This is a genomic window from uncultured Tessaracoccus sp., from assembly GCF_947286155.1.
Classification (GTDB): Bacteria; Actinomycetota; Actinomycetes; order Propionibacteriales; family Propionibacteriaceae; genus Arachnia.
Genome location: NZ_CAMYPD010000034.1, coordinates 1 through 25,417, shown reverse-complemented (window position 1 = coordinate 25,417; position 25,417 = coordinate 1). Strand labels below are relative to the sequence as shown.

The window sequence follows — 25,417 nt, the reverse complement described above, 5'->3', positions numbered from 1 at the left end:
CCCTTGACCGATGATGAGTGCTTGCCCCCACATCGCTGTCATACCCTCGCTAGGATCATTCCACTGATCGGGAGGTAATAGCCGCATGACCACCACAGTGCAGGAGATCATCGCTGGGTTCGCTGACGCACCGTCGCAGTCGGAAAAGGGCACCAAGTTTGAGCGCTTGATGATCGACTACTTCAAGCATGATCCGACGCTGGCCGCGCAGTACGACGAGGTGATGCAGTGGACGGAGTGGCCGCACCGTGGTGCGAGCATCGACGTCGGTATCGATTTGGTGGCGCGTTCCAAAGAAACGGGCGATTGGACGGCTATCCAGTGCAAGTTCTATGACCCGCATCGGACGCTTCAGAAGGCTCATATCGATTCGTTCTTCACGGCTTCGGGTAAGCGGTGGGATGGTGTCGGATTCACCAACCGCATCATCATTTCTACGACGGATAGGTGGTCGTCGCTCGCTGAAGAAGCGCTCAAAGAGCAGACCATTCCCGTACAGCGGTTGGGCCTGGCAGAGATTGCCCTTTCTCCCATCGACTGGGCTTTTGCCGACGAGACCAAGCTCATCGTTGACCTGAAACCGCGCACGAAGTTCGGGCTGAGGCCTCACCAACGCACCGCCATCGAGAAGATCAGCGAGGGGTTCGAGAAGCAGGACCGCGGCCAGTGGATCTCCGCCTGTGGCACAGGCAAGACGTTCACGTCGCTGAAGCTCGCAGAAGAAATGGCTGAACGTAACGGCGGCAGTTTGCGCGTGCTATTCCTGGCGCCGTCCATTTCGCTCGTCTCGCAGTCGCTGCGGGAGTGGACCGCGCAAGCCACCACGGACCTACGCCCGTTCGTCGTGTGCTCGGACACGAAGGCGTCACGAGCCGCCGAGGATATTGCTCCCCATGACGTACCGCTGCCCGCGACGACGGATCCGCAGACGCTGCGTGACCGACTAATAGCAGGGAAGCGTGCGGCGGGGATCACCGTCGTGTTTTCGACGTACCAGTCGCTGGCTGTGGTGGCTGAGGCGCAGGCGCTGGGCGTGCCCGAGTTTGATTTGATTCTCTGCGACGAGGCGCACCGCACGACGGGTGTCACGTTATCGGGCGAGGATGAGTCGCATTTCGTGCGCGTGCACGATCAGCAATTCATTCGCGGCAAGAAGCGTCTGTACATGACGGCCACGCCCCGCATGTTCGGTGACGCGGTGAAGACGAAGGCCGCAGACCATTCTGCGGAGCTCACCAGCATGGACGACCTCGCCCTCTTCGGGCCGGTGTTCCACCGCCTCGGCTTCGGGGAGGCCGTCGAGAATGGACTGCTCACCGACTACAAGGTGGCCGTGCTCATGGTCACGGAAGAACAGATGGCGGGCCCCGTCCAGTCGATGATGGCCGACGACAATCTCGAGATTCCGTTGGACGATGCAGCCAAGATCATGGGCGCGTGGAATACCCTCGCCAAGCGCACGCATCCCGGCGACGCGGCTCCCGCGTTCTCGCCGGGGGAGACCCCGATGAAACGGGCCGTCGCATTCTTGCCGAACATCAAGTCGTCGAAGCGCGTGGCGGATGCGTTCGAAGACGTGGTGCGTGCGTCGCGGCATGACGCCGACGAGATCCTGATGACGCAGGCCCGCCATGTCGACGGCACGATGAATGCCATGGTGCGTGCCGACGAGCTCGCCTGGCTGAAAGCACCGGTTCCCGACGGCGAGTGCCGCATCCTGACGAACGCCCGCTGCCTGTCCGAAGGCGTCGACGTGCCTGCGCTGGATGCGGTGATGTTCCTGAGCCCGAGGAATTCCGCTGTCGACGTGGTGCAGTCGGTGGGGCGTGTGATGCGGAAGGCGCCGGGCAAGGACTTTGGCTACATCATCTTGCCTATCGCGGTGCCGGTTGGCGTCGAGCCTTCCGAGGCACTGAAGGACAACAAGCGTTTCAAGGTGGTGTGGGACGTGCTCAACGCACTGCGCGCCCACGACGACCGCTTCGAGGCGATCGTGCAGTCCATCCAGTTGAATGGCGGCAAGGACGATTCCGGGAAGGTCATCGTCGATGCCCCCGACCTGACCGGCGGCGACGCGGAGAACCCCGACAAGCCTGGGGCTGCGGTGCAGCTGCCGCTGTTCCACCTGGCTGATTGGCGCGACGCCATCTACTCGCGGATCGTCGACAAGGTTGGCACCCGCGAGTATTGGGATCAGTGGGCGCGCGACGTGGCCAGGATGTCGGCGGCTCAGATCGCCCGCATCGAGGCGCTGTTGGAGGATGCCCCCGACGAGGTGCAGGCGCAGTTCGACACCTTCCTCGCCGGTTTGCAGGCGAACCTGAATGACTCCATCACTCGGGATGACGCGGTGAGTATGCTGTCGCAGCATCTCATCACCGCCCCGGTGTTTGAGGCGCTGTTTAGCGAGTCTGATTTCGCGAGCCGCAACCCGGTGAGCGTGGGCATGCAGGCGATGCTCGACACACTGGAGGGCCAGGGCCTGGACGCGGAGACGCAGAAACTGGACCGCTTCTACGAGTCTGTGCGGGTGCGGGCGGCGGCGGTCACGTCGGCAGCTGGCCGGCAGCAGGTGATCCACGACCTCTACGAGAAGTTCTTCAAGAACGCCTTCCCAAGGCAGGCCGAGGCGCTCGGCATCGTGTACACGCCGGTTGAGGTGGTGGATTTCATCCTCCGTGCCGCCGATGATCTTTCGCGCCAGCACTTCGGGCAGGGCCTCACCGACGAGGGTGTCACCATCCTGGACCCCTTCACGGGCACGGGCACGTTCATGGTGCGGCTGCTGCAGTCGGGCATCATCCGACCGGAGGATCTGGGGCGGAAGTATGCGCAGGAGCTCATGGCTAACGAGATCATGCTGCTGGCCTACTACGTGGCGTGCGTGAACATCGAGGCGACGTTCGAGGCGCTGCACGGCGGCGACGAGTACGTGCCGTTCCCCGGCGCGACGATGACGGATACCTTCCAGATCAGCGAGGAGGGCGACCGCGTCGACACCAGTCTGCTGCCGGCCAACAACGAGCGCATCACCAAGCAGCTGGCTACGGATATCACCGTCATTGTCGGTAATCCTCCGTACTCGGTGGGGCAGACGAACGCCAACGACAACAACCAGAATGTGAAGTATCCGACGCTCGACGGGCGGATCGCGGACACATATGCGGCGCGCTCCAGTGCGCAGAACAAGAACTCGCTCTACGACTCCTACATCCGCGCCTATCGCTGGGCCACCGACCGGCTGGGGGAGCGCGGCATCGTGGCGTTCGTGTCCAACGGTGGCTGGATCGACGGCAACACCGCCGACGGTATGCGTCTGGCCATGGCCGAGGAGTTCAGCGAGCTGTGGGTGTTCAACCTGCGGGGGAATCAACGAACCGCGGGAGAGCAGTCGCGCAAGGAAGGCGGCAAGATCTTCGGTTCGGGCAGCCGCGCTACCGTCGCCGTCGTCCTGGGGGTGAAAGACCCCGCCCACGATGGCCCGGCTGTCATCCACTACCGCGACATCGGTGACTACCTGAGCCGCGACGAGAAACTCGCCATCATCAACAGCGCCCAGTTGGGCGACGACGAATGGGCGGAGATCACGCCTAACGCCGAAGGCGACTGGCTCAATCAGCGCGACGAACTGTTCCAGCAGTTCATGCCCATCAGTGAGGTTTTCCAAACCTATAGCAGGGGCGTAGAGACAACGCGTGACGCGTGGTGCTACAACTTCGACACAGCGCAGGTTGAATTCAACATGCGGCGTATGATCGAGACCTTCAATGCTCAAGCGGCAGAGCGTACTCCGCAAACGGAACAACTCGACGACTCCACAAAGATCAGTTGGTCCCGTAACCTGCGCAAGCGAGCAGCTCAAGGGAGAACCGAGGCCTTCCACCCAGGCAGCATCCGAGATTCGCTCTACCGGCCTTTCACGAGACAGGCTCTGTACTTCGATGCAGTGTTCAATTCGGTTCCAGGACAGAACGCTGGATTCTTCCCGACGAACGCGACGCCCAACGTCGGGTTCTTGGTTGGAGAACCGAGCTTGCGCACGCCGCCGTCCGTCATGGCCACGGCTCTGCTTCCAGACAGCAAGACGTACGTGGACGCTGCGCAGTTCTTTGCCCGATACACCTACGAACCTGGCCCCAAGCGCGGCGAGGCGGAGACGCTGTTTGATGAATCGATGGAGCTCGTGGACGGCTACCGCCGGATCGACAACATCACCGACGAGGCGCTCGCGCACTTTCAGCAGGCGTTCGGCCCGTCGGTGACGAAAGACCTGATCTTCACCTACGTCTACGGGGTGCTGCATTCCGCGCAGTACCGGGAGCGGTTCGCCGCCGACCTCAAGAAGATGCTGCCACGCATCCCGCTGGCCAAGGACCTCGCAGATTTCCAGGCGTTCGCTGACGCCGGACAGCGCCTCATGGACCTGCACATCGGCTACGAAACCGTCGAGCCCTATCCACTGCAGGAGCAAACCAAGGCGGCGATGGACATGGACGAGTGGGAGCTCTATGCCGTGGGCGACAAGCGCATGAAGTTCCCGAAGCGCAAGGGCGAGACCGACCGGACGACGCTCATCTACAACGCGCACGTCACGCTCTCGGGTCTCCCGGAGGAGGCCTTCCGCTACCAGCTCGGCTCGCGCTCGGCGCTGGAGTGGATCGTCGACCGCTACTACATCAGGACAGATAAGGCTTCCGGCATCGTGAATGACCCGAATGCGTGGTCGCGTGAGGTGGGCGACCCCCGCTACATCCGCGACCTCGTCGGGCGGGTCATCACCGTGTCGCTGGAGACCATGCGCATCGTCGACGCACTGCCACACTTGCCGCTTGATGGCGCGGAATCCGTCGAGGAGAGCCCGGCTGACGTCGAGCTGGAGCACAGCGCGCCGCACGAGCCGGACGAGGATTCGCCGCTACCCGTCGCGCCCGAGTTGCCAGAAGATCCCGACGCGGACGAATGGCTGGACTACTTCCAGGCACTCCCCGAAGAATGGAAAACCGAGCGACGCGATCGGCTGATGGTGGAAGGGCTACGGGCCGGTTTGACCCTCCAAACGGTGGGCGATCTGTACGGTGTGTCGCGTGAGCGAGTACGGCAGATCGCGGGGAGTCAGGGCGTCAATATTCGACAGTTGCGCGAGGAAGCAAAGCAGCAGCAGGATCGACGTCGACGCCGTGTGGAGCGGCACATCTACGCAGCGTCGCTGACTCACCCGGAACTCACCATCGAGGAGCTCGCCGAGTGGGCAGAATCCGACGAAGCCACCGTCCGCAAGGCGCTGGGGCACCGTCGGGCCGTGCACGAGGTCGCCTACAACGACTGGAGTGGCGGGGTCACCGACGAAGAGCTCATCGACGGGTTGCAGCGGTGGGCTGAGGAGAGCAGCGTTCATACGGGCGATTCGTTCACCGAGTGGGCCTTGGAGCATGGGCTACCCAGTAAGCAGATTCCGACGATGCGCTTCGGCGGCTGGAACAACGCCCTGCGGCGTGCTGGGTTGCACCATCTTGTGCTAGACCGCGGCGGCCCTCGTCCCACCATGCCCGACGAAGTGCTGTGGGCGGCAGTGTTGCAGTTCTTCCGCGACGATGTTGAGAGGTACACCTATCAGGGATACGAGCAGTACTGGAAATCGCGTGGCCTGCCATCGACGAGCACCATCCGCGCCCGCCTTGGCAGCTGGAGCGACGTGAAGGCTCGCGTACGCCAGCTCATGCGGTACGCCGTCGCGCCGGACGGTACGTGGGGATGGGGCGAGGCTGTGCTCGCCGTCCATCCCGAGCAATACCCCCGCAATGTGGTGTCCAAGGAGACGGCGCTCGAAGCGCTCCGCGAGGTGGCGGCACGCACGACGGGGCCACTGACCGTCGCGCTCTATGAGGAACATCGTGACCCTACGCATCCGAACGCGGCGATGGTGCAGTCGCGCTGCGGCCTCTGGATCAATGCGCTGCACGAAGCAGGGCTGGAAGATCGCATGTCTACCCGAGCGCGGCGGCACTGGTATGCGCGAGAAGATTCGACGGATCGCGAAGAGAGCTGAGGGACTGTCCGACTGTCGGGTGCGTCGAAATTGGCCCTCGTGCCCGCGGTGCTGTTGACCTGTGCGACGGCAGTAACTGCCAAGCTCGGCAGTAGTTGAAGCACTCACTCGAGAGTGCCGCGGGAAGTAACCACTTCGGGTCGAGTGTTGTAGTTGCTGTGGAGCATCCCGAAGAACTTTGCCAGATGGTTGGGTTGCTGACACGGCTGAGCCAACGCGGCTGGCCTGATGATTGAGCTGCCGGCGGCTGAGAAGGGCCAACGACCGTGCCCTTAAGTGCATTGGGAAGGGCGCCAACTGCGAACTCCATTGATAGTGACGCTGTGGTCACGTGCAGCAGCGATGAGCAGTTCTAAAGAAAACTATCGGCCTGCCTTGCGTCAACCGTTTGACGCATCTAGCCTCACCAGTAGTAAATCGATTGACCTGAAGCAACGGTGCGGAGGAAGTGGTGGCAATGGTTCGCATGAGAGATATCGCCGGAAAGCTTGGTGTATCAGTCTCTACAGTCTCCCTCGCCTTGAACCACAAGGATCAGGGGAGAGTGAACCCGGCAATGGCCGAGCGCATCCGTGCCACGGCGATAGAAATGGGCTACACACCCAATCTCCACGCGATTGGCCTCAAGCTCAATAAGAGCCATGCGATTGCGCTCATTAGCTACACGAGTGCTGATGATCTATTCCTGCCAGGTCTGCTGCTCGGTGCGCAGACGACGGCGACAGATGCCGGGTACATCCTCATGACGATCCCTGTCATGGATGGCCCAAACGCAGAGCAGGAAGCAATACGTACAGCCCTTCAGCGCGATGTTGACGGAATTATTTTTGCCGCGGATTACTTTCGCGAGCGCCAAGTTCCGGAGGTGCCACAAGGAGTTCCATTTGTCTTTCTTGACTGTGTGAGTTCAGGAAAAGCTCCAAGCGTTACAGAGGTGATTGCCGATGAAGTGCAAGGAGCCTACGACGCGACGAATCACCTTATAGCCGCTGGTCACTCACGTATCGGTTACATCGGCATCGATGAGGAAAAGTACATTGCTCGACATCTACGTGAGGAAGGCTATCGAAAAGCCATGAGGGAACATTTTGGTGAGGACGATGCAGCGTTTGTCATCAATGCGAAAGATCCCTCGCCATCTGCTGGGGAACAGATCGCCAGCGATATCCTTGGGGGAAGCACACAAGAACGACCAACCGCACTTTTCTGCTTCTCTGACCGGACAGCGTTCGGGGTGACCCGTGCAGCGCAAGGTTTGGGCCTCTCGATTCCGAAAGATCTTAGCATCGTGGGCTTCGACAACGTGCAATATACATCCGAATTCTTTGAGCCTCGGCTCACCACTGTCGAATTACCTCATCCGCATATGAGTGCGGAGGCGGTCCGTCAACTCATTCAACGAATCGATAACGGGCAGTCGGAGCCTAGCCGAATAAAAGTCCCTTGCCCTCTCATATCACGAGAGTCCGTTTCCAACATTGCGGAATGACCCGCACCTACTGAAAGGTAACAAAAATGAAAATCACGCGACGCCAAACTTTGGGTGCCTTCGGCATCGCAGCTGCAGCACCTTTGTTCGCCACGACCCTCACCTCATGTGGATCCTCAGGCGAAGGAGATGGTACTTCGATGAAGATTCTCCAATACGAGGACCCTACCTCCGCGCAGGGGCGCGGGTGGAAGAAGGCTCTCGAAATCTTTAAAGAGAAGCACCCGGACGTCAAGGTGAGCTTTGAACAGACCAGCTTTGATGCAGTGCGGCAAAATGCCAAGATCACGCTGGCGGGAAACGATGTTCCTGATGTTATCGAGTTTAACAAGGGCAACGCTGATGGTGGTCAGCTCGCCATGCAGGGTTTGCTTACTAATCTCACAGACGAGGTTGATAAGCGAGGTTGGGGCGACAAAGTCGGGGCGTCTATGCGCTCATTCGCAATGTATGAAGACGGGATGGCAGGCTCTGGTGACTGGTACGGCATTCCTAACATCGGTGAGTACGTCACGTTGTTTTATAACGAAGATCTCCTCAAGGAACATGGCGTAGATCCCGACTTCAGCGACCTCGATGCGCTCGAAGTTGGTATGGATAAGCTCGTCGCAGCCGGCGTCACCCCGATTGCCAGCTCGGCGGCGACGAGCCAGGGCTTCAACCAAATGTGGGTGTGGTACTCCCTAGTGTCGGCGGCTGCAACGCGCGATGAAATCGACGACTTCATGTTCGTGAGGAACCCTGTCGACTTCTCAACAGGTCCTTGGCTCGAGGGTACCCAGCGATTCCAGTCATGGATTGAGCGTGGATACGTCGGCAAGGACATTGCCGGTCTGAACTTTGAGCAAGCGACAGTGAACTTCCTTAGTGGCAAGGCAGCAATGGTCGTGTGGAACCACGGTGTCTTCCACCGTGCGGTGAGCGAAGCCGACTTCAATTGGGGGTACGCCACATTCCCGGGGGCGAACTTGGTAATGGGCTCGTCGGGACACCTGTGGGGTGTGCCCGAACGAGCAAAGAATAAGGAGCTCGCCTACGAATGGATTGATATCACGCTCTCGGAAGAGGTTCAGAACCTCATCGGTGAGCTTGGCGGACTGCCAATCGCGGGTGACCCAGCCACGATCAGCGATGATCGCACTCGTGAGTACACAGAAGGCTTTGTTGAACTCATGGACGGCGACGCGCTCTCGTACTACCCCGATTACCCGGTGATTGGGTTCCTTGACTTCATCCAGGAGCACATGCAGGCGATGTCGAACGGGAACGAAACGGCAGATGATTTCATCAAGGCCCTTCAGGACTTCTATGACTCAGGCGCCGGGAAGTGAACGCTATGACTGCAGTGAGCGCAGGCGGCTCACGTCAGCTCAAGACACAGCGCCGTCAACATAGTGAACGCAAAGAACGGTACTGGCCATACTTATTGCCGATGATCATCGGTTTCTCTGCTATCGTTTTGATACCCCTGTTTGGAAACCTGTTCATCAGTCTTTTCGATTGGCGCGGTGGGGCCGCAGAGATGAGCTGGGTAGGGCTCGAAAATTACAGCAACCTGTTTCGAGACGACGCATTTTGGATGTCGTTCAAGAACTCTCTTTTGATGATCGTTGCCATAGTTGTCGTCCCTACAATTCTTGGCCTGCTTATCGCTGCGATTCTTTTTAACCTGATTGCTCCGCGCTACGGGGCTCGAATTGCGAGTTTCTTGCGTGGATGCTACTACTTACCCCAGATCCTGCCCATTGCCGTTGCAGGCTTCATTTGGAGCTGGGTGATGAACACGGACGCAGGCGCAGTAAATGCCGTACTTCGCGGTGTCGGCATATCAAACCCGCCTGATTGGCTGGGTGACCCTAAGGTTGCGATTATCACTGTGATGCTCATGCTCGTCTGGCTGCAGCTCGGGTATCCTTTGGTGATCTTTATGGCCGCGCTTGGGCGCGTCGACCCTTCCCTCTATGAGGCGGCAGATCTCGACGGGGCCTCATGGTTCCAGCAATTGCGTAGGATTACTATCCCAGAGATTCGGCCTGAAATATTCATCGTTACCCTGACTGCGACAGTCGCTGCGTTAAAAGTGTTCGCGCCGATCCTCATCTTAACTGGCGGCGGCCCTGAAGGGTCCACAGTGGTGCCGAGTTACTACGCCTATCGAAATTTTTTCGAGCTCTCCCGCGTGGGGTATGGCGCGACCATCGCAACTGTGATGGCGGCCGTGATTCTGGTTGTGGCCCTGGTCATGCTCTGGGTTCAAAGGAGGAGCGAAGATGCTTGATTCAGTGAGCAAAGACCCGCTGAGTGGCGTGAATACCGATCGGCCCAGGGCGGGGTCGTTCTGGGAGCGCGTGAAGCCAGGATCGCTTCTGGTTTTCGTCGTGACGTGCATCGGTGCGCTGCTCATCTTGTCGCCATTCCTGTTGGTTGTGCTCAATGCGTTTAAGAGCCCGGCAGATTACTCCACTCGAGGTCCACTAGCACTTCCCAAGAAGATTGATTTTGGGCCGCTTCAAAGCTATCTCGAGATCGTCGACTTCCCACGAGCTCTGATGAATTCGATCGTGATCTCGGTTGTTGTTGCCATTGTTGGTGTGCTGATATCTGTTCTAGCGGCATATGCGATCGGTATCGGCAGAATCAAGATGCGCACCACGGTACTTGCAGTTCTATTACTCGGTACCATGATTCCGCAAGAGGCACTGATTTATCCGTTGTTCTATGTTGCGCAAGCCACAGGTACGCTTAACACGATTTGGTCAGTGACTATTATATTTATCGTGCTGCAGGGCGCCTTTGGTACATATTTGCTCTCTGGTGTGCTCGGGACGTTCCCGCGGGAAATTCTCGAAGCCGCACAGGTAGATGGTGCGAGCCGTTGGAGAATTCTCTGGACAGTAGTTGTCCCTGTCATTCGCCCAACATTGGCCGTCCTGATGGTGTTCTTCTTTATCTGGACTTGGAACGAGTTTTATATCCCGGTTGTGCTTCTTGATAGTCAAGATTCGCAGACGATCCCCATTGCGCTTGCGACGTTGCGTGGCCAGCACACGGTGGATATGACCGTCGTCAACGCTGGTTCGTTCTTGTCCTTGTTGCCCACTATCATTTTCTTTCTCATTTTCCAGAAAAATTTGAGCAATGGCGTGACTGCCGGCGCTGTGAAGTAAAGGAGTAATTGTGCTTAATATTCTTGATCCCATCAATATTCCCACTGGTGTTGTGACTCGAACCTTTAATGCCGAGAATCCGCGAGGCGAGAAAGGTAAGGCAGCACAGGCAGCATCGCGGCTGGGGGTTGCTCGTAAGGGTTCACCTTGTGTAGATCTGAGTCCGGGAGAAGAGCTCGTGCTCGTTGACGTTGATGGTCCCGGCGTAGTGCGACATATCTGGATTACTTGCAACGCGGTGACAAAGGCAAATCCCTTTGTCTATCGAAACCTCCTGGTGAAGATGTACTGGGACGGTGAAGAAGCCCCTTCGGTCGTGGCGCCTCTGGGGGACTTCTTTTGCTGTGGTGGCGCCATTTCTAGTCGTGTGGATTCCCTTCCCATCGTGGTAGCCCCGAACTCGGGATTCAATTCGTTTATCGCGATGCCGTTCCGTTCGCATGCTCGGATCGTGATTGAGAGCCAGCATCCGGATGTGATTGAAGGGTTCTTCTATCAGGTAGATTGCACGCTCGGTGACGCGCTCGATGCTTCGACCGGCTACTTCCATGCGCAGTGGCGTAGGAGTAATGGCGATCTAGGTAAGGGTAACGACCATGTGGTGCTTGAGGTGGTCAAGGGTAGCGGTGCGTATCTCGGTACTTTCTTTACGCTGACCTCGCTTGAGCGCTACTGGTGGGGTGAAGGTGAACTGAAATTTTTCATCGATGGCGATAGCAAATGGCCAACCCTGACGAGCACCGGGCTCGAGGATTACGTGGGTGGTTCATGGGCGTTTCAGGATGCATTGCGGAAGGATCCGGAACCGATTCCGCAAACGTACTCGAGCCACTCGTTCGGTTTTACACGCGTGGATGTGAAGGATCGTTCGAGGTTCTCGAACTATGAGCAGGGGATGCCTCCTCACTTCGATATGTACCGCTGGCATTTGATTGATCCCATTTACTTCGCAGAAGACCTGCGCGTTACGCAGCAGATGATCGGTGACTGGGATAACGGCCTGTTCGAACGCAATGATGACCTTGCGAGCGTGGCCTACTGGTACCTCGACCACCCGGTGGATGTGAGCGGTCAGGCGGGTACCGCCGAAGATCGCCGCCCGCGCTGATCCCACTTCACCGTAGATGGGGTCCGTGTTGCCGGCCACATAGGGAAGCGAGTTATAGGGATGCCGAACCCGATGGTCTCGGCATCCCTAATCTCTACGCAGTGTCGCAGTGCTTGTTCGCGATCCGTCGGGGGCATCAGCGAAGCGGAGTTGGGTCTGGATATGTGTCTACTCGGGCTCAACGTCATTGGAATGTGCAAGAGGATTCGGCGGACCGCGAAGAGAGCTGAGGACCGTCCGAGTAGCAGGCGTGTCGAAAGCGTGCTGCATCTCGATACGCGCCTTCGGCGTTACTCGATGGCCTGGGGCAAGCAAGGCGTAGGTCTGACCAGGCGGTTGAATAGCGAGCGAAGTGCGCGCATCGGAGGCCCGCCAGTTGAACCCCATTTGGTTATTCTCTTTCGTATGGGACTTACAACATCTCTGATCCTCACAAGTGAATCTGTGGCGGACGAGCAATTGCAAGCCTGGGGGCTTGCTCCGACGCAAACCAACGGTGACTTGTGGACCGCGTTCTGTGACCCGATGAACCAGTTCGTCGCGGTGGCCCGGCCACGTGATTGGACTATCTTGTTGGACCCGGAAATGCTGATCGCGGAGCACTTCGAAACTGACTCAATCACACTGCCCGGCATCTGGCACGTGGTGAGCACGGTGTCCTCGACTGGGTTCGTGGATTACCGTGTGTTCGTTGATGGCACACTCGTCCGGCACATGCTCGCAGGCGATGAGGAGCTCGACGAAGGCGCACCAGTGGTTGATGAATCCCCGTTTACCTTCCGTGAAAATGACGGGGCCGACGAACCGGTCGAGGTAGACGGCGACCTCATCATTCAGGAGCTTCCGCGCGTGGTCGGGGCTATCGGTGCTGACGACGACATCTTTGACGTCGAAGGGCAGTACTTCGCGTACCAGGAAGCCGCGCCGGACGTCGACGGAAACACGCCTGCACATGAAGAAGCAGGTACCACCTCGGGCGGGGAGGAAGGCAAGAACACATCCATCTTCGCCAGGCTGTTCCGCAAGAAGTAACTCGCATCGCCAGCCAGTAATCGATCTTGGCTGTTGGTGGTGAACGTGTCGCGGCGGTTCGATGCATGCAATATTACATGTATTGTTGAGGTGTGATCTTCACAACACCTGAGCTGACGGCTCGCGACCAAGAGGTTCTCAGCGACATCGCAGAGATGCGCGACAGTCTCGCTGGGATGCTCCGACTGCCTCGTAGGTGGCAGGGCAACTTGCGTCGCTCGTTGCAGGCTCGCGCCATTCGAGGGTCTAACACCATCGAGGGGTACGCCATCACTCAGCAAGATGCGGTTGCGGCGGTCGATGATGAGTCGCCGCTGCTGGCCGATGCGGCCACCTGGGCGGAAATCACTGGGTATCGGCGTGTGCTGACGTTCATTATCAACCATGCCTCCACGCCAGGTTTTCGCATTGATTCACAGACGTTACGCATCATGCACTACATGTTGCTCGAACATGACCTCGTCGGCTCATCAGCAGGATCGTTCCGAGCCACCGATATTTATGTTCGGGATTCTCATGATGATCGCGTCGTATACCGCGGCCCAGATCCTGACACGGTGCCGCAGCTAGTGGAGGAGCTGATGAGCAGCCTCACGGCGACCGATGCCGAGCCGCTCGTTACTGGGGCCATGGCGCATCTCAACCTCGTGATGATCCACCCTTTTCGGGATGGCAATGGGAGGATGGCTCGCGCGCTTCAGACAGTGGTGCTCGCGAGGGAACGGACGCTTTCTCCCGAGTTTCTCAGCATTGAGGAATGGCTGGGACACAACACCGACGACTATTACTCTGTATTGGCCAGCGTCGGACAAGGGGAGTGGCACCCCGAACGCGATGCGAGCTCGTGGGTGAGGTTCTGTCTACGGGCGCATCATATGCAGGCACAAACAGTCCGTCGGCGGTTGGATGAATCAGCGCATGTGTGGACGATGCTTGATGAGCTGCAGATAACGCAGCAGCTTCCGGATCCTGCGCTCGATGCGCTCTATGACGCATTCTTGGGTGCCCGGATCACTAGATCGGGGTACGCACAACAGGCCGGGCTCGATGCGACGAGTGCAACTAGGCACTTGAAACAACTCGCAGCGCATCACCTGCTTATCGCCCGAGGGGAGACACGTGGACGTCACTACGTGATGGGCCCAGCACTTCGAGCGATCCGCGACGAGGTGACTGCGAATCGCAACCCCTTGGAGGACCCATACCCCACCCTGATGCAGGACATTCGTACTCGCTAGGCACTTCGAATCGTTCGTGGATGATTTCAACTCGTCGCTCGCGTTCGGGTGTGTCTCGATCGGCCCTGCGGGCCTACTCGACGACCGGGGAAGCGCCAGGTGGTTGAGTAGCGAGCGCAGCTCGCGTATCGAAACCGCGCACGAAACTTCATAATCCGTACGCAGATGCGATGAAGGGCCCGTTTTTGGGGTGTTTGGTCAATCTGCGTACGGATTGTGAAGATGTTCAATCGGTGCATCTCGATACGCGCCTGCGGCGCTACTCGATGGTCTGGGAGGGGTAGGTGCATCTCGATACGCGCCTGCGGCGCTACTCGATGGTCTGGGAGGGGTAGGTGCATCTCGATACGCGCCTCCGGCGCTACTCGATGATCGGGTGAGACGAGGCGCCCGTCGTCCACCGGTGGTTGAGTAGCGCCCGAAGGGCGCGTATCGAAACCCCGGTTGCGTCTCGATACGCGGCTTCGCCGCTACTCGACGAGCGGAGCAGCAAGGACGCGGCGCCACCCAACTATTGAGGGCGCCCCGTCGCGGGACGCCCTCAATCGTCGAAGCAGGTTAGATCACTGCGCGGTGGGAGTGACCTCGTCCGACTTGGCCTCGAGCTTCGCGAGCTGGCGGGCAGCAGCGTCGCGGCCACCCAGACCGAACGCGAGCGCCGCAGCGGCGGCGCCACCCACGACGAGCGCGGCGAAGGCGAGGTTGATGATGGAATCAGCAATACCCATGAACTGCAGGCCCATAGCCGAGAACAGCACGATGGTGGCCACGCGGATGATGTGCGAGGCGGTGCCGCTGACGATCTTGGCCAGGAGGTTGGCGATGAACACGCCGGCCAGGATCACGGCAGCACCGAAGAGGATGCGGCCGCCCAGCGAGAGGATGTTGTCCAGGATGCGGGTGATCGCCGCGAAGTTCAGCAGGTTGGCAGCAGCGACAGCGGAGAACAGGATGATCCCAACGCGAACGATGGTGGTGATCACCTTGACGGAATTCACCGAGCCGCGTTCGATGCCGAGGCCCTCGAGCTTCTCGTCGAGGTTCAGGCCCTCGAGGATCGGTTCCAGGATGTTGACGATGAAGTTCGCGATGACCACGCCGACAGCCAGAAGGATGCCGGCGCCGATGATCAGCGGCAGCGCGTCGAGGAACAACGACAGCATGCGAGTGGCGGGGCCAGAAAGTGCCGGGATGCCGAGCACATCGAGTGCCGCGATAGAGACCACAACGACGATGAGTGCGAACACCACGTTGCCGATGATGTCGGTGATGGAGCTGCGCTGCTGCGCAGGTCGCTGCTGCGGAGCGGCCATCTGCTGGTGCTGACCCTGCTGAGGCTGACCCTGCTGCGGGTACGGCTGGCCCTGCGGAGCCTGCGCGGGCTGCGTCGCCGAGCGGTTGATCGGCGCATCGGAGACACGCTTAGCATCGGAGCCGAAGTTGGCCACGCGCTCGTCGAAGTGAGCAGCGTGAAGGGCTGTGACGAGAATGTGACGCACGACCTTCGCCAGCACATAGCCGATGAAGAAGATCAGGCCAGCACCGACGACCCCCGGCACCGCTTGCATGAAGCCGTTGAGCAGGCCCTGCAGCGGCGAAAGTACGCTGTCGAGGCTGAAGAGCGTGAGGACTGCGGTGAGACCCAGCAGCCAGATCAGCAGCGACACGATGGTGGCAAGCGAACCGGCGAGGCCCCTGCCGCCGTCTTCAGAGCGCTGCAAAAACGGGATCTTGACGAGCCACTTCGACAGCGCGCTCTTCACCAGAGATGCGATGATCCATGTGGCTAGGAGAATGACGATGGCGGCAACGATATTGAGCAGCAGGCTGCCCCAATCGATGTTCAGCGAATCCATGTGTGTACTCACTCTTCTTGTGTGGTTGAAGATGGGTGGTGTCGCACTCCGGAATGGGCACGAACTCCATCGACTACCCTTCAAGTTCTCGGAAACGGTGTCAAGGCCGGTCACATGAACTCTGGGTGAACGCAGCTGTCGGCAGCGGGTGACCACCGCAACGGTTCGCTGACAGCGAATATCTCAGCCCGTCGCGGCACGACAGTTACATGCGCGGGGCCTGTTCCCAACTTGTGAGATCGGCTGGGGTGTCCAAGTCGACGGGAACCGCTCGGCCAGGTTCCACCTCGACCAAGCGCAGGGGAGCGAGCACCCGTCGCAGCGGGGCGTGCTTGAGGTCTCCGAACGCGTCGATGGCACGCTGCAGCGCTGCTGTGCGGTACCAGCCCATGAGCCATTGCCAGCGCTCATTCGCGACGAGCGCCGCCCCGTCCACTTCCTCCGGCAGGCCCGTGCCTACCTCTCGCAGCCGCTGTGCCACGCCTTCCGCGTCGGGCAGGTCTACGCACAGCACCATCGTCCACGGGCTCGGATGCTTGATCGCCGCGAGCCCGGCCCCTAACCCCGCGGCTGGCCCCGTGCCGGCCGGATCTTCACGCGTGCGCACTACACCGTCGGGCACCGCAGCGTCACCGACGACCACAGTCTGCCGCGCGTCGCGCACGGCGTCGACGACGGTGTCGAGCAGGCGGGAGCCGTCGACGACGAGGTCAGCCTTCGACACCCCACCCATGCGCCTGCCGGCACCACCGGCGACGATGATGGCGTCGTAGTCGAGCGAAGGCGCGTGCATACCCATGCAGCTTACCGACGTCCCACCCGCCAGGTGTTCTGCCTCCCGGCAACGCACACGATCAACAGCGCCAGCGCAATGAGCACGACGGACAACGCGATGGCCGTGTCCGCATCCTGCTCGCGCAACAGATAGATCTCGAGGGGCAGCGTGCGTGTCACGCCCTGCAGCGACCCGGCGAACGTGAGCGTCGCGCCGAATTCGCCGAGCGCCCGCGCAAACGACAACGCCGTTCCCGACGCGATAGCCGGCCACATGAGCGGCAACGTCACACGCCACAACGTGCGCGTGGGCGACGCGCCCAAGCTGGCGGAGACGGCGTCGTATTCGGCACCTTGCGTGCGGAGCGCCCCCTCCAGCGATGTGACGAGAAACGGCAAGGCGACGAAGGTCTGCGCCATCACCACAGCCACCGTCGTGAAGCCCACCTGGATTCCAGCCACCTCGAGCGCCCGCCCCAAAAGCCCGCGCCGGCCGAACGTCGTGAGCAGCGCCAAGCCCGCCACCACCGGAGGCAGCACCATCGGCACCGTCACCAGCGTGCGCACGACGGTGCCCCACCACGCCTCACTGCGCGCCAGCACGAGCGCCAGCGGCACCCCCACCAACAGCACGATCACGGTCGAGATGCAGCATGTGATGAGACTCAACCGGAGTGCGTCGAGTGCTCGCGCCGAGGTGAGCAGCGACGGCAGCGCAGCCCAGTCGGCACTCACCAGCAAGCCGATCAGGGGTATGGCAAGCACCGCCACGCCCAGCGTGAACGGGGCAAACAGCCATCGAGGAAGTGATTGCATGGACGATTAGGGCGCTGGCGGGCCGAACCCGTAGTCGCTCAGCGTCTGCTGCCCGTCGCCGGTCACCTGCTCGATGAATGCGCGCGCCCTGGCGCTGTCACCACCGCGCACCGCAGCGATCCAGTAGGTGTTGGGGTCGTTCTTCGCCTCGGGAACGTCGATGGTGTGCACCTTGTCGCCGGCGCCGGTCGCGTCGGTGGCGTAGACGAGCCCCGCGTCGGCCTCGCCTGCGGTGACCTTGCCGAGCACGTTGGTGACACTCGTCTCCTCCGAGACAGGCTTCAGACTCACCCCGACGGTGTCCGCCAACCGGTTCGTGGCCCCTCCGCACGGCACGTCGGCCGCACACACGACGAGCTTCGCGCCGTCGAGCGAATCGTCGAGGCCCGTGACGCCCGCGGGGTTGTCGGGCGGCGTGACGAGCACGAGCGTGTTGGTGGCAAACATCGTCGGTTCGCCGTCGATGAGTTCCTTCTCGACGGCCTTGTCCATGTTGCGTTTGTCCGCCGAGGCGAATACGTCGGCGGGCGCTCCGCCGGCGATCTGGTCGACCAGGCTGGACGACCCGTCGAAGGAGAAGCGCACGTCGGCGCCGTCGGCGATGTCCTCGAAGACCGCGTGCAGCGATGCTGCCGCGAACACGACGGCGCCGTCGGTCGATGCGGGGGAGTCGGAGGGCGCAGGCGAAGTCGGCGTCGAAGCGCACCCTGCCACCAGCAGAAATGCGGACGACAGAGCAAGTATGCGGCGCATCATGCCTCGATCGTGACGTTGGTGGACTTGACGACCGCGGTGGCGACGGTGCCCGGCTCCAGGCCGAGCTCCCCCACCGCCTCGGTGGAGATGAGAGACACCACTCGGTACGGCCCGCACTGCAGCTCGACCTGGCTCATGACCTTGTCGGAGGTCACTTTCACCACCAGGCCTGTGAAGTGGTTGCGCGCGGAGCGATGGCCGGAGCGGGCATCCAGCGCTGCGGGGTTATTCGCCGCAGCCTGCTCCTGCGCGAAGGCGGCGAGCGAGGCGCCGTCGATCACTAGCTTTCCAGAAGCGTCTTGCTGTGCGACCACGCGGCCCGCGTCAGCCCAGCGGCGCATGGTGTCATCTGACACTCCCAGCAGGCGAGCAGCCTGCGCAATGCGTATTTGCGACATGACGTGCAGGGTATCAGCCGCAAATGCGGACGCGGTACTGTGGGTGTATGTCGTATCGCGCGATCGTGATTACTTGCTCCGACCGGGCCCACGTCGGCGTCTATGCCGACCGCTCAGGCCCCATCATCGTCGACGGACTCCGCGCCGCCGGATTCGACGCGCCGGCCCCTACCGTCGTCCCCGACGACCGCGACGCCATCGCGGGCGTCATTCGGCAGGCCGTGCGCGACGGTGCCCGCGCGGTGGTCACGTGTGGCGGCACCGGCGTCGGCCCGCGTGACGTCACCGTCGAAGCCACGCGCGCATTGCTCGACTACGAGCTGCCGGGCATCGCGGAGACGCTGCGCCGCGTCGGGCCCCAGCCGCACGCCATGTGTTCGCGCGGCATCGCCGGCATCGTCACCTGCGACGGCGTGCGCGCCGTGGCGCTCAACGCGCCCGGGTCAGTAGGCGGCGCACGCGACGTCGTCGAGCACATCGTGCCCGCGCTCACACACCTCATCGACCAGCTCGACGGCGGCGATCACGGATAACAGGCAAAGCGCGACTGAGCGCACTCCAGATGACGATTTTGCCCCGATAAAGGCGGTTTTTGCGATCTAGTGTGCGCTCAGTCGAGCAGATTGAAATACCCGGCTAAACTTGCGCCCTATGCTTGAGCTCAGGGATGCACACGCGCGCGTCGCCCGCGATCTGCGGGTGTCCCTGACCGACCGCTGCAACCTCCGCTGCGTGTACTGCATGCCCGCGGAGGGTATGCAATGGATCCCACGCGACGAAACCCTCACCGACGACGAGGTCGTGCGCCTCATCCGCGTGGGGGTGGAACAACTCGGTATCACGAAGGTGCGCTTCACCGGCGGCGAGCCCCTCATCCGGCCAGGCCTCGCCAGCATCCTCGCCCGCGTGAAAAAGCTCCGACTCCCCGACGGCACCGCGCCGGAAACTGCGCTGACTACGAACGGCATCGGCCTCGCGCCCAAGGTGGAGGAGCTGCGCGACGCCGGCCTCGACCGTGTGAACATCTCCATCGACTCCCTCGACGAGGCCCGTTACGCGCAGATGTCCCGGCGCAACCGCCTCCCCGACGTACTCGAAGCCATCGAGGCCTCCCACGCAACCGGGCTGCGGCCGGTGAAGGTCAACGCCGTCATCATGCGCGGCATCAACGAAGTCGACGTGGTGCCCCTGGCGGAGTTCGCTTTGAAGGGCGGCCACGAGCTGCGCTTCATCGAGCAGATGCCGCTCGGGCCGAAGGGGGAGTGGCACCGTCACGACATGGTGACCGCGCAGGAACTCCTCGACGCGCTCAGCGCCCGCTTCCAACTCTCGCCCGCCACCGAGCCGCGCGGAGCAGCCCCGGCGGAGCTGTGGAGCGTCGCGCCCGACGACACCCAGCCCGGCGGACACATCGGCGTGATCGCATCGGTCTCGCACCCATTCTGCGCCAACTGCGACCGCACCAGGATCACTAGCGACGGCCAAATCCGCACCTGCCTGTTCTCGCGCACAGAGACGGACCTGCGCGGGCTTCTTCGTTCGGGGGCCGACGACGCTACGCTTGCGGAGGCTTGGGCGGGCGCACACCGTCGCAAACCGCAGGCCCACGGCATTGACACGGACGAGTTCGAGCAGCCACAGCGTGGCATGAGTGCGATCGGAGGATGAATGCAGGTCAGGTTCTTCGCCGGAGCCGCAGAAGCTGCAGGCGGTGACAGCCGCGAGGTCGACGCCGAGGGGCTTACCCTCGAAACGCTGCGCGAGCAACTCGGCGAGGGCGACGAACGCCTCGCCCGGGTGCTGCAAGTGTGCACGTTCCTCGCTGACGGGGAGCCCATCGCGAGCGGCTCGCTCGACGGGGTCGCCACCCTCGACATCCTCCCACCCTTCGCCGGTGGTTAATCCCATGGCCGCACGCATGGACGCAGCCGTCGTCGAGGTCACCATCGACGACGCGCGCCTCGAAGCATTTGTCGGCGACGATGCCGCCGGCGCAGTGGTGACGTTCCGCGGCGTGGTGCGCAATCACGACGACGGGCGCGCGGTTGCGGGCATCCGCTACGTGGGGCATCCGTCGGCTGATGCGGTGATGCGCCGCACCGTCGCTGAATTTCAGGACCGCGACGGTGTGCACGCCGTCGCGGCACACCACCGGGTGGGCGACCTCGCTATCGGCGACACCGCGCTCGTCGTGGTGGTGGGGGCGTCGCACCGGAAGCAGGCGTTCGCGTGCGCGTCGGACCTCGTCGACCGCATCAAGGAAACGCTGCCCATCTGGAAGCTCCAGCGCTTTACGGACGGGAGCGAGGAGTGGTCGCAGTGCCCCTAACGGAGGCACAGCGACGGCGCTACCGCCGTAGCATCGACGTCCCCGGCCTGGGGGAGCGCGGCCAGGAACGCCTCGTGGCGAGCCGCGTCGTGGTGGTGGGCGCGGGCGGTCTCGGCTCGGCGACGCTGCCCTACCTCGCGGCCGCTGGCGTCGGGCACATCACCGTCGTGGATGGTGACGTCGTCGAGGAGATGAACCTCCAGCGCCAGGTGCTGCACCGCGACATCGGCGTGAACAAGGCGCGCTCGGCTGCCGAGACGCTGATGCGCCTGAACCCGGGCGTCGAGGTGGTGGCGGTCGAGGAGTTCCTAACACCCGAGCTGGCCGCGCAGTTGATCCCGAGCGCCGACCTCGTGCTCGACTGCACCGACCAGTTTGCCGCGAAGTACCTCATTTCCGACGCCGCCCGCGCGGCCCGCACGCCGCTGGTGTGGGCGAGCGCGGTGGGTATGCAGGGGCAGTGCTCTTTCTTCGGGCTACCCGACGAGCACGGCGACGAGCTCTGGCTACGCGATCTGCACCCCGTCGAGCCCGAGCCCGGGACGTACCCGACCGCACTCGAGATTGGCATCTTGGGTCCCACCGTGGCGCAGGTTGGCACGCTGCAGGTGGGGGAGGCCCTCAAATATCTAGCGGGCTTCGGCGAGCTGCTCGTCGGCAAGCTGTGGCTGCTCGACGCTGCGACGTGCCGCTACCACGTGATCCCATTCCGAAAGCGAACCGCATGAGAAGCATCGACGAACACCTCGCGCACGTGCGTGCCCTGGCCCGCGAGCTGCCCATCGAGGAGGTGCCGCTTGCGCTCGCCGAGGGGCGCGTGCTCGCGCGAAGCCTCGACGCGCTCGTGCCGGTGCCTCCGTTCACGAACTCCGCCATGGACGGCTTCGCGGTGCGTGGCGTCGACGTGCAGGCGCCGACGACGCTCCCCGTCGCCGCCGACATCCCCGCGGGCGCGTGCGAACCCGATCCGCTGCCGGTCGGTGCCGCCGCGCGCATCATGACGGGCGCCCCGCTGCCAGCCGGCGCGGACACCGTCGTGCCGGTTGAACTCACCGACCAACCCCGCGGCGCCACCCCGCTGCCCGAGCGCGTGCGCATCGTCGAGGCAGCTGAACCTGGCAAGCACGTGCGCGCACAGGGCGAGAACATCCAGGTGGGCGACCCCGGCGTGCCCGCCGGCACGCGTATCGACGCCGCGGTGGCGTCGTCGCTGGTATCCATCGGGTATGGCTCGGTGCCGGTGTACGCGCGCCCGAAGGTGGCCGTCGTGACCACCGGTGACGAGCTCGTCAGCCCCGGCGAGCCCCTCCAGCCCGGCCAGATCCCTGACTCGAACGGGTTGCTCGTCGCGGGATTGGTGCGACGCTTCGGCGGCGAGGTCGTCGCGGTGCGCCGGGCTGGCGACGACGTCGCGGCCTTTCAGCAGCTGCTCGACGAAGCCTGCGCGGATGCCGACGTGCTCGTCACCACCGGCGGGGTGTCCGTCGGGGCCTTCGACGTGGTGCGCGCCGCCATCGACGCCGCCTTCTCGCCCGTCGCGATGCAGCCTGGCAAGCCGCAGGGCTCCGGGCGGGTTCGCCTGGGTGGCCACGACGTCGCATTTCTGGGGTTGCCAGGCAACCCGGTGTCGGTATTCGTCTCCGGCTGGGTGTTCTTGCGCGAACTCTTGGGTGCGTTCTCGGGGCACCAGGAGCCCTGGCCGTCGGTAGCGTGCACGGTGTCACGTGGCTGGCGCACCCCGAATGGTCGTGCCCAGTTCGTGCCCGTGATGCTCGACGGCGATGTCGCGGAGCCCGCCAACGAACGCGTCTCTGGCTCGCATTTGGTGGCCTCGCTCTGGCGTGCCGACGGGTTGGCGTACGTGCCCGTCGACGTCGAAGAAGTCACCCCCGGCAGCACACTCGACGTCTATCTGGTGAAGTAGGGCTATGAAGTTTACGCATCTTGATTCCGACGGCGCCGCTCGCATGGTGGATGTGACGGGCAAGCAGCCGAGTGTCCGTGAAGCGACGGCCGTTGCGACGGTGCGCTGTTCACCCGACGTGGTGGCGGCCCTGCGCGACGGGACGGTGCCGAAAGGCGACGTGCTCGCCGTCGCCCGCGTGGCTGGGATTGCCGCGACGAAGAAGGTGCCCGAACTGCTCCCGCTGGCGCACGTGATTGGTGTGCACGGGTGCGCGGTTGATCTCGCCATCGAAGATCACGGCGTCGACATCCGCGCGACGGTCCGCACCGCCGACCGTACCGGCGTCGAGATGGAAGCGCTCACCGCGGTGACGGTGGCGGCGCTCGCTGTCGTCGACATGGTCAAGGGCGTGGACCGCTCGGCTGAGATTGTGTCAGCGAAGATCATCGCGAAATCCGGTGGGCGATCGGGTGATTGGACACGCCCGGAGGGTTGACTGTGCTTCGCTGGAGGCACACCGTCGAATACATAAGGAGAACTAAGACATGAGCAAAGAAGACCGTAGCGAGTGGCGTCCCTTCATTGTGCGCGCGTGCAAGGCCGTCGGAGTTGACCCGGCTGGCATCGACGAGGACCTCATCCTCGACCTGACCGCCCGCATCGCGCACGACGGGGAGCGCCCGATGGCGCCGGTGGGTGCGTACATTCTCGGCCTGGCCGTGGCAGCCGGCGGCGACCCCGTGGAGCTGCGCGCCAAGATCGAAGACGCCATCTGAGTGCAGACCCGGTGGTTGAGTAGCCACGAAGTGGCGTATCGAAATCACACCCGCTTCCGCCGGAATGAACAGCGAATCCGCGCCACGTATGCCCTAGTTGTCACGACAACTATGGCATGTCGTAGACTGCTGAACTGAAGCTGATCGGTCAACGGGTGCAAGGATGAACATGAGCACTGAAGCCCCATCTGTCGACCGCCCCCAGTCTGGGGTGAGCCGTCGTTCCTTCGTCACCTGGTCCGCTGCTCTCGGCGGAGGCGGCGCGCTGGTAGCGAGCAACGCACACTTTCTCGGGATGCCAGCAACAGACTCCGTGGCTGTGGCTGTCGAAGGAATCAAAGACGCGAAGACCACATGGAGTGCCTGCATCGTCAACTGTGGCTCTCGCTGCCCGCTACGGCTGCAAGTAGTCGACGGCCAGATCAAACGCGTCCTGCCCGACAACACCGGAGATGATTCCTTGCTCGGGCGCCAGATCAGGGCGTGCGTGCGCGGACGAAACATGCGCCAGCGCGTCTACAACCCCAGCCGCATTAAGAAGCCGCTGAAGCGCCGCGAGGGCACGAAGCGCGGAGAAGGCGTCTGGGACGAGATCTCTTGGGACGAAGCCTTCCAGCTCTACGCCGACGAACTGAAGCGAGTCATTAAGGAGCACGGCAACGAAGCCTGCTTCATGGTCTACGGCTCAGGCGTGTGGAACGCGCACGTGTCTGCCGGTGCGTTGCCTAAGCGCATCTTTAACCTCATGGGTGGCCAGCTGAACTACTACGGCAACTACTCGTTCTCGCAGCTCGGAACCATCACTCGGTTCCACTACGGCATGGAGGGCGAGTGTCCGTCGAACTCCATCGAAAACACCGTGTTGCACAGCAAGATGTGGGTGCTGTGGGGACACAACCCCCAAGAAACCCGGATGTCGGGCGGAGGCAACCTCTGGACGTCGCTGCAAGCAGCGAAGAAGGACGGCCTGCACATCGCGGTGGTTGACCCCCGCCAGTCCGACTCCGTCACTGTGCTGGCCGACGAGTGGATCGCCCCGCGTCCGGGCACTGACGCGGCGCTGGTAGCCGGAATCATCAAGCACATTCTCGACAACAACCTGCAAGACCAGGAGTTCCTCGACAAGTACTGCGTCGGCTTCGACGAGAAGACGATGCCCGACGGTGTGCCCGCCAACCTTTCCTACCGCTCCTACCTTGAAGGCAAGGGTGAGGACGGCATTGAGAAGACGCCTGAGTGGGCTGCGGAGATCACCGGCGTTCCGGCTGACCGCATCCGTGACTTCGCCACTCGCCTTGCGATCACCAAGCCGGTGAACATTGTGCAGGGTTGGGGCCCACAGCGGCACGCCAATGGTGAGAACCAGGTGCGCGCTATCTACACACTCGCGGCAGTGCTGGGGCAGGTGGGCATCCCTGGCGGAGGCACCGGTGGCCAAGAAGGCTACCTGTGGCCCAAGACCCCATGGATTTCCGCAGGCGAGAACCCGATCCCGGACGCCATTTCTAACTTCGGCTGGTCCAACGCTATCGACCACGGCGAGGAGATGACCGCCACGAAGGATGGTGTGCGGGGCACCGACCGGCTGAAGACCGGCATCAAGTTCATGGTGGAGTTCGGTGGCAACATGCTCGCTAGCCAGCATGCCGATAACGGCAAACTGCGCAAGCTGCTTCAAGACGACAGCAAGTGCGAGTTCATCTGTGTGATCGATAACCAGTTCACT

Annotated in this window: 22 protein-coding genes; 17 read left to right on the top strand and 5 right to left on the bottom strand. The window is 62.1% G+C overall.

Going from position 1 to position 25,417, the window contains the following annotated elements; genetic code table 11:
• Nucleotides 1–85: 85 nt before the first annotated feature.
• From Q0X68_RS09375 to Q0X68_RS09340, 8 genes are all read left to right on the top strand, one after another.
• A complete protein-coding gene (locus tag Q0X68_RS09375; protein WP_297750731.1) occupies nucleotides 86–6,046 on the top strand; it encodes a type ISP restriction/modification enzyme in 5,961 nt (1,986 codons plus the stop codon).
• A 457-nt stretch (nucleotides 6,047–6,503) separates the two neighbouring features.
• Entirely contained in the window at nucleotides 6,504–7,535 is a 1,032-nt protein-coding gene (locus Q0X68_RS09370) for a LacI family DNA-binding transcriptional regulator (RefSeq protein ID WP_297750750.1), read from the top strand.
• A gap of 26 nt (nucleotides 7,536–7,561) precedes the next feature.
• On the top strand, nucleotides 7,562–8,866 hold the full coding sequence (locus Q0X68_RS09365) for an ABC transporter substrate-binding protein (protein ID WP_297750728.1): 1,305 nt from the start codon (nucleotides 7,562–7,564) through the stop codon (nucleotides 8,864–8,866).
• Between the two features lie 5 nt (nucleotides 8,867–8,871).
• Entirely contained in the window at nucleotides 8,872–9,813 is a 942-nt protein-coding gene (locus Q0X68_RS09360) for a carbohydrate ABC transporter permease (protein WP_297750725.1), read from the top strand.
• On the top strand, nucleotides 9,806–10,702 hold the full coding sequence (locus Q0X68_RS09355) for a carbohydrate ABC transporter permease (RefSeq protein ID WP_297750722.1): 897 nt from the start codon (nucleotides 9,806–9,808) through the stop codon (nucleotides 10,700–10,702). Before Q0X68_RS09360 ends, Q0X68_RS09355 begins: the two co-directional genes overlap by 8 nt.
• Before the next feature lie 10 nt (nucleotides 10,703–10,712).
• On the top strand, nucleotides 10,713–11,810 hold the full coding sequence (locus Q0X68_RS09350) for a glycoside hydrolase family 172 protein (protein WP_297750719.1): 1,098 nt from the start codon (nucleotides 10,713–10,715) through the stop codon (nucleotides 11,808–11,810).
• Between the two features lie 444 nt (nucleotides 11,811–12,254).
• Nucleotides 12,255–12,842: a hypothetical protein gene (locus Q0X68_RS09345; RefSeq protein WP_297750716.1), complete on the top strand. Its 588-nt coding sequence runs from the start codon at nucleotides 12,255–12,257 to the stop codon at nucleotides 12,840–12,842.
• A 209-nt stretch (nucleotides 12,843–13,051) separates the two neighbouring features.
• On the top strand, nucleotides 13,052–14,080 hold the full coding sequence (locus tag Q0X68_RS09340) for a Fic family protein (RefSeq protein WP_297750713.1): 1,029 nt from the start codon (nucleotides 13,052–13,054) through the stop codon (nucleotides 14,078–14,080).
• A 563-nt stretch (nucleotides 14,081–14,643) separates the two neighbouring features.
• Here the strand turns inward: Q0X68_RS09340 and Q0X68_RS09335 are convergent.
• From Q0X68_RS09335 to Q0X68_RS09315, 5 genes are all read right to left on the bottom strand, one after another.
• The gene (locus Q0X68_RS09335; RefSeq protein WP_297750710.1) at nucleotides 14,644–15,936 is read right to left on the bottom strand and encodes a mechanosensitive ion channel; all 1,293 of its coding nucleotides are present in this window, start codon (nucleotides 15,934–15,936) and stop codon (nucleotides 14,644–14,646) included.
• A 205-nt stretch (nucleotides 15,937–16,141) separates the two neighbouring features.
• Nucleotides 16,142–16,729, bottom strand: coding sequence for an NTP transferase domain-containing protein (locus Q0X68_RS09330; protein WP_297750707.1), 588 nt, complete (start codon nucleotides 16,727–16,729; stop codon nucleotides 16,142–16,144).
• Between the two features lie 11 nt (nucleotides 16,730–16,740).
• Nucleotides 16,741–17,526 carry an ABC transporter permease gene (locus Q0X68_RS09325; RefSeq protein WP_297750704.1) on the bottom strand — a complete coding sequence of 262 codons (786 nt, stop codon included), beginning with the start codon at nucleotides 17,524–17,526 and terminating at the stop codon, nucleotides 16,741–16,743.
• Nucleotides 17,527–17,532: 6 nt separating this feature from the next.
• The gene (modA, locus tag Q0X68_RS09320) at nucleotides 17,533–18,282 is read right to left on the bottom strand and encodes a molybdate ABC transporter substrate-binding protein (RefSeq protein ID WP_297750701.1); all 750 of its coding nucleotides are present in this window, start codon (nucleotides 18,280–18,282) and stop codon (nucleotides 17,533–17,535) included.
• Nucleotides 18,279–18,680 (bottom strand): molybdopterin-binding protein, encoded by a 402-nt coding sequence (locus tag Q0X68_RS09315; RefSeq protein WP_297750698.1) that lies wholly within the window; start codon nucleotides 18,678–18,680, stop codon nucleotides 18,279–18,281. The genes modA and Q0X68_RS09315 overlap by 4 nt, the downstream gene beginning before the upstream one ends.
• A 47-nt stretch (nucleotides 18,681–18,727) precedes the next feature.
• On the opposite strand from Q0X68_RS09315, the gene Q0X68_RS09310 reads away from it, so the two are divergent.
• The 9 genes from Q0X68_RS09310 to Q0X68_RS09270 form a co-directional block, all read left to right on the top strand.
• A complete protein-coding gene (locus Q0X68_RS09310) occupies nucleotides 18,728–19,213 on the top strand; it encodes a molybdenum cofactor biosynthesis protein B (protein WP_297750695.1) in 486 nt (161 codons plus the stop codon).
• A gap of 118 nt (nucleotides 19,214–19,331) precedes the next feature.
• Nucleotides 19,332–20,348: a GTP 3',8-cyclase MoaA gene (gene moaA, locus Q0X68_RS09305; protein WP_297750692.1), complete on the top strand. Its 1,017-nt coding sequence runs from the start codon at nucleotides 19,332–19,334 to the stop codon at nucleotides 20,346–20,348.
• The gene (locus tag Q0X68_RS09300; protein ID WP_297750689.1) at nucleotides 20,349–20,582 is read left to right on the top strand and encodes a MoaD/ThiS family protein; all 234 of its coding nucleotides are present in this window, start codon (nucleotides 20,349–20,351) and stop codon (nucleotides 20,580–20,582) included.
• Entirely contained in the window at nucleotides 20,575–21,009 is a 435-nt protein-coding gene (locus Q0X68_RS09295) for a molybdenum cofactor biosynthesis protein MoaE (RefSeq protein ID WP_297750686.1), read from the top strand. The genes Q0X68_RS09300 and Q0X68_RS09295 overlap by 8 nt, the downstream gene beginning before the upstream one ends.
• Nucleotides 21,000–21,737, top strand: a complete 738-nt coding sequence (locus Q0X68_RS09290) for a HesA/MoeB/ThiF family protein (RefSeq protein ID WP_297750683.1) — start codon at nucleotides 21,000–21,002, stop codon at nucleotides 21,735–21,737. Before Q0X68_RS09295 ends, Q0X68_RS09290 begins: the two co-directional genes overlap by 10 nt.
• Nucleotides 21,734–22,933: a gephyrin-like molybdotransferase Glp gene (gene glp, locus Q0X68_RS09285; protein WP_297750680.1), complete on the top strand. Its 1,200-nt coding sequence runs from the start codon at nucleotides 21,734–21,736 to the stop codon at nucleotides 22,931–22,933. Before Q0X68_RS09290 ends, glp begins: the two co-directional genes overlap by 4 nt.
• 4 nt (nucleotides 22,934–22,937) lie before the next feature.
• Nucleotides 22,938–23,411: a cyclic pyranopterin monophosphate synthase MoaC gene (gene moaC, locus Q0X68_RS09280; protein ID WP_297750677.1), complete on the top strand. Its 474-nt coding sequence runs from the start codon at nucleotides 22,938–22,940 to the stop codon at nucleotides 23,409–23,411.
• 49 nt (nucleotides 23,412–23,460) lie between these two features.
• Complete coding sequence (locus Q0X68_RS09275; protein WP_297750674.1) at nucleotides 23,461–23,691, top strand: DUF6457 domain-containing protein; 231 nt, start codon at nucleotides 23,461–23,463, stop codon at nucleotides 23,689–23,691.
• A 169-nt stretch (nucleotides 23,692–23,860) separates the two neighbouring features.
• Nucleotides 23,861–25,417, top strand: a 1,557-nt coding sequence (locus Q0X68_RS09270; RefSeq protein WP_297750671.1) for a molybdopterin-dependent oxidoreductase, incomplete at its 3' end; no start/stop codon positions are given.

What these genes read in the sequence shown, in the direction of transcription:
- glp (WP_297750680.1), top strand. Translation starts at nt 21,734, where the DNA reads ATGAGAAGCATCGACGAACACCTCGCGCACGTGCGTGCCCTGGCCCGC.
- Q0X68_RS09315 (WP_297750698.1), bottom strand. Translation starts at nt 18,680, where the DNA reads ATGTCGCAAATACGCATTGCGCAGGCTGCTCGCCTGCTGGGAGTGTCA.
- Q0X68_RS09360 (WP_297750725.1), top strand. Translation starts at nt 8,872, where the DNA reads ATGACTGCAGTGAGCGCAGGCGGCTCACGTCAGCTCAAGACACAGCGC.
- Q0X68_RS09370 (WP_297750750.1), top strand. Translation starts at nt 6,504, where the DNA reads ATGGTTCGCATGAGAGATATCGCCGGAAAGCTTGGTGTATCAGTCTCT.
- Q0X68_RS09335 (WP_297750710.1), bottom strand. Translation starts at nt 15,936, where the DNA reads ATGGATTCGCTGAACATCGATTGGGGCAGCCTGCTGCTCAATATCGTT.
- Q0X68_RS09275 (WP_297750674.1), top strand. Translation starts at nt 23,461, where the DNA reads ATGAGCAAAGAAGACCGTAGCGAGTGGCGTCCCTTCATTGTGCGCGCG.
- Q0X68_RS09325 (WP_297750704.1), bottom strand. Translation starts at nt 17,526, where the DNA reads ATGCAATCACTTCCTCGATGGCTGTTTGCCCCGTTCACGCTGGGCGTG.
- Q0X68_RS09330 (WP_297750707.1), bottom strand. Translation starts at nt 16,729, where the DNA reads ATGCACGCGCCTTCGCTCGACTACGACGCCATCATCGTCGCCGGTGGT.
- moaA (WP_297750692.1), top strand. Translation starts at nt 19,332, where the DNA reads ATGCTTGAGCTCAGGGATGCACACGCGCGCGTCGCCCGCGATCTGCGG.
- Q0X68_RS09375 (WP_297750731.1), top strand. Translation starts at nt 86, where the DNA reads ATGACCACCACAGTGCAGGAGATCATCGCTGGGTTCGCTGACGCACCG.
- moaC (WP_297750677.1), top strand. Translation starts at nt 22,938, where the DNA reads ATGAAGTTTACGCATCTTGATTCCGACGGCGCCGCTCGCATGGTGGAT.
- Q0X68_RS09355 (WP_297750722.1), top strand. Translation starts at nt 9,806, where the DNA reads ATGCTTGATTCAGTGAGCAAAGACCCGCTGAGTGGCGTGAATACCGAT.
- Q0X68_RS09300 (WP_297750689.1), top strand. Translation starts at nt 20,349, where the DNA reads ATGCAGGTCAGGTTCTTCGCCGGAGCCGCAGAAGCTGCAGGCGGTGAC.
- Q0X68_RS09365 (WP_297750728.1), top strand. Translation starts at nt 7,562, where the DNA reads ATGAAAATCACGCGACGCCAAACTTTGGGTGCCTTCGGCATCGCAGCT.
- modA (WP_297750701.1), bottom strand. Translation starts at nt 18,282, where the DNA reads ATGATGCGCCGCATACTTGCTCTGTCGTCCGCATTTCTGCTGGTGGCA.
- Q0X68_RS09310 (WP_297750695.1), top strand. Translation starts at nt 18,728, where the DNA reads ATGTCGTATCGCGCGATCGTGATTACTTGCTCCGACCGGGCCCACGTC.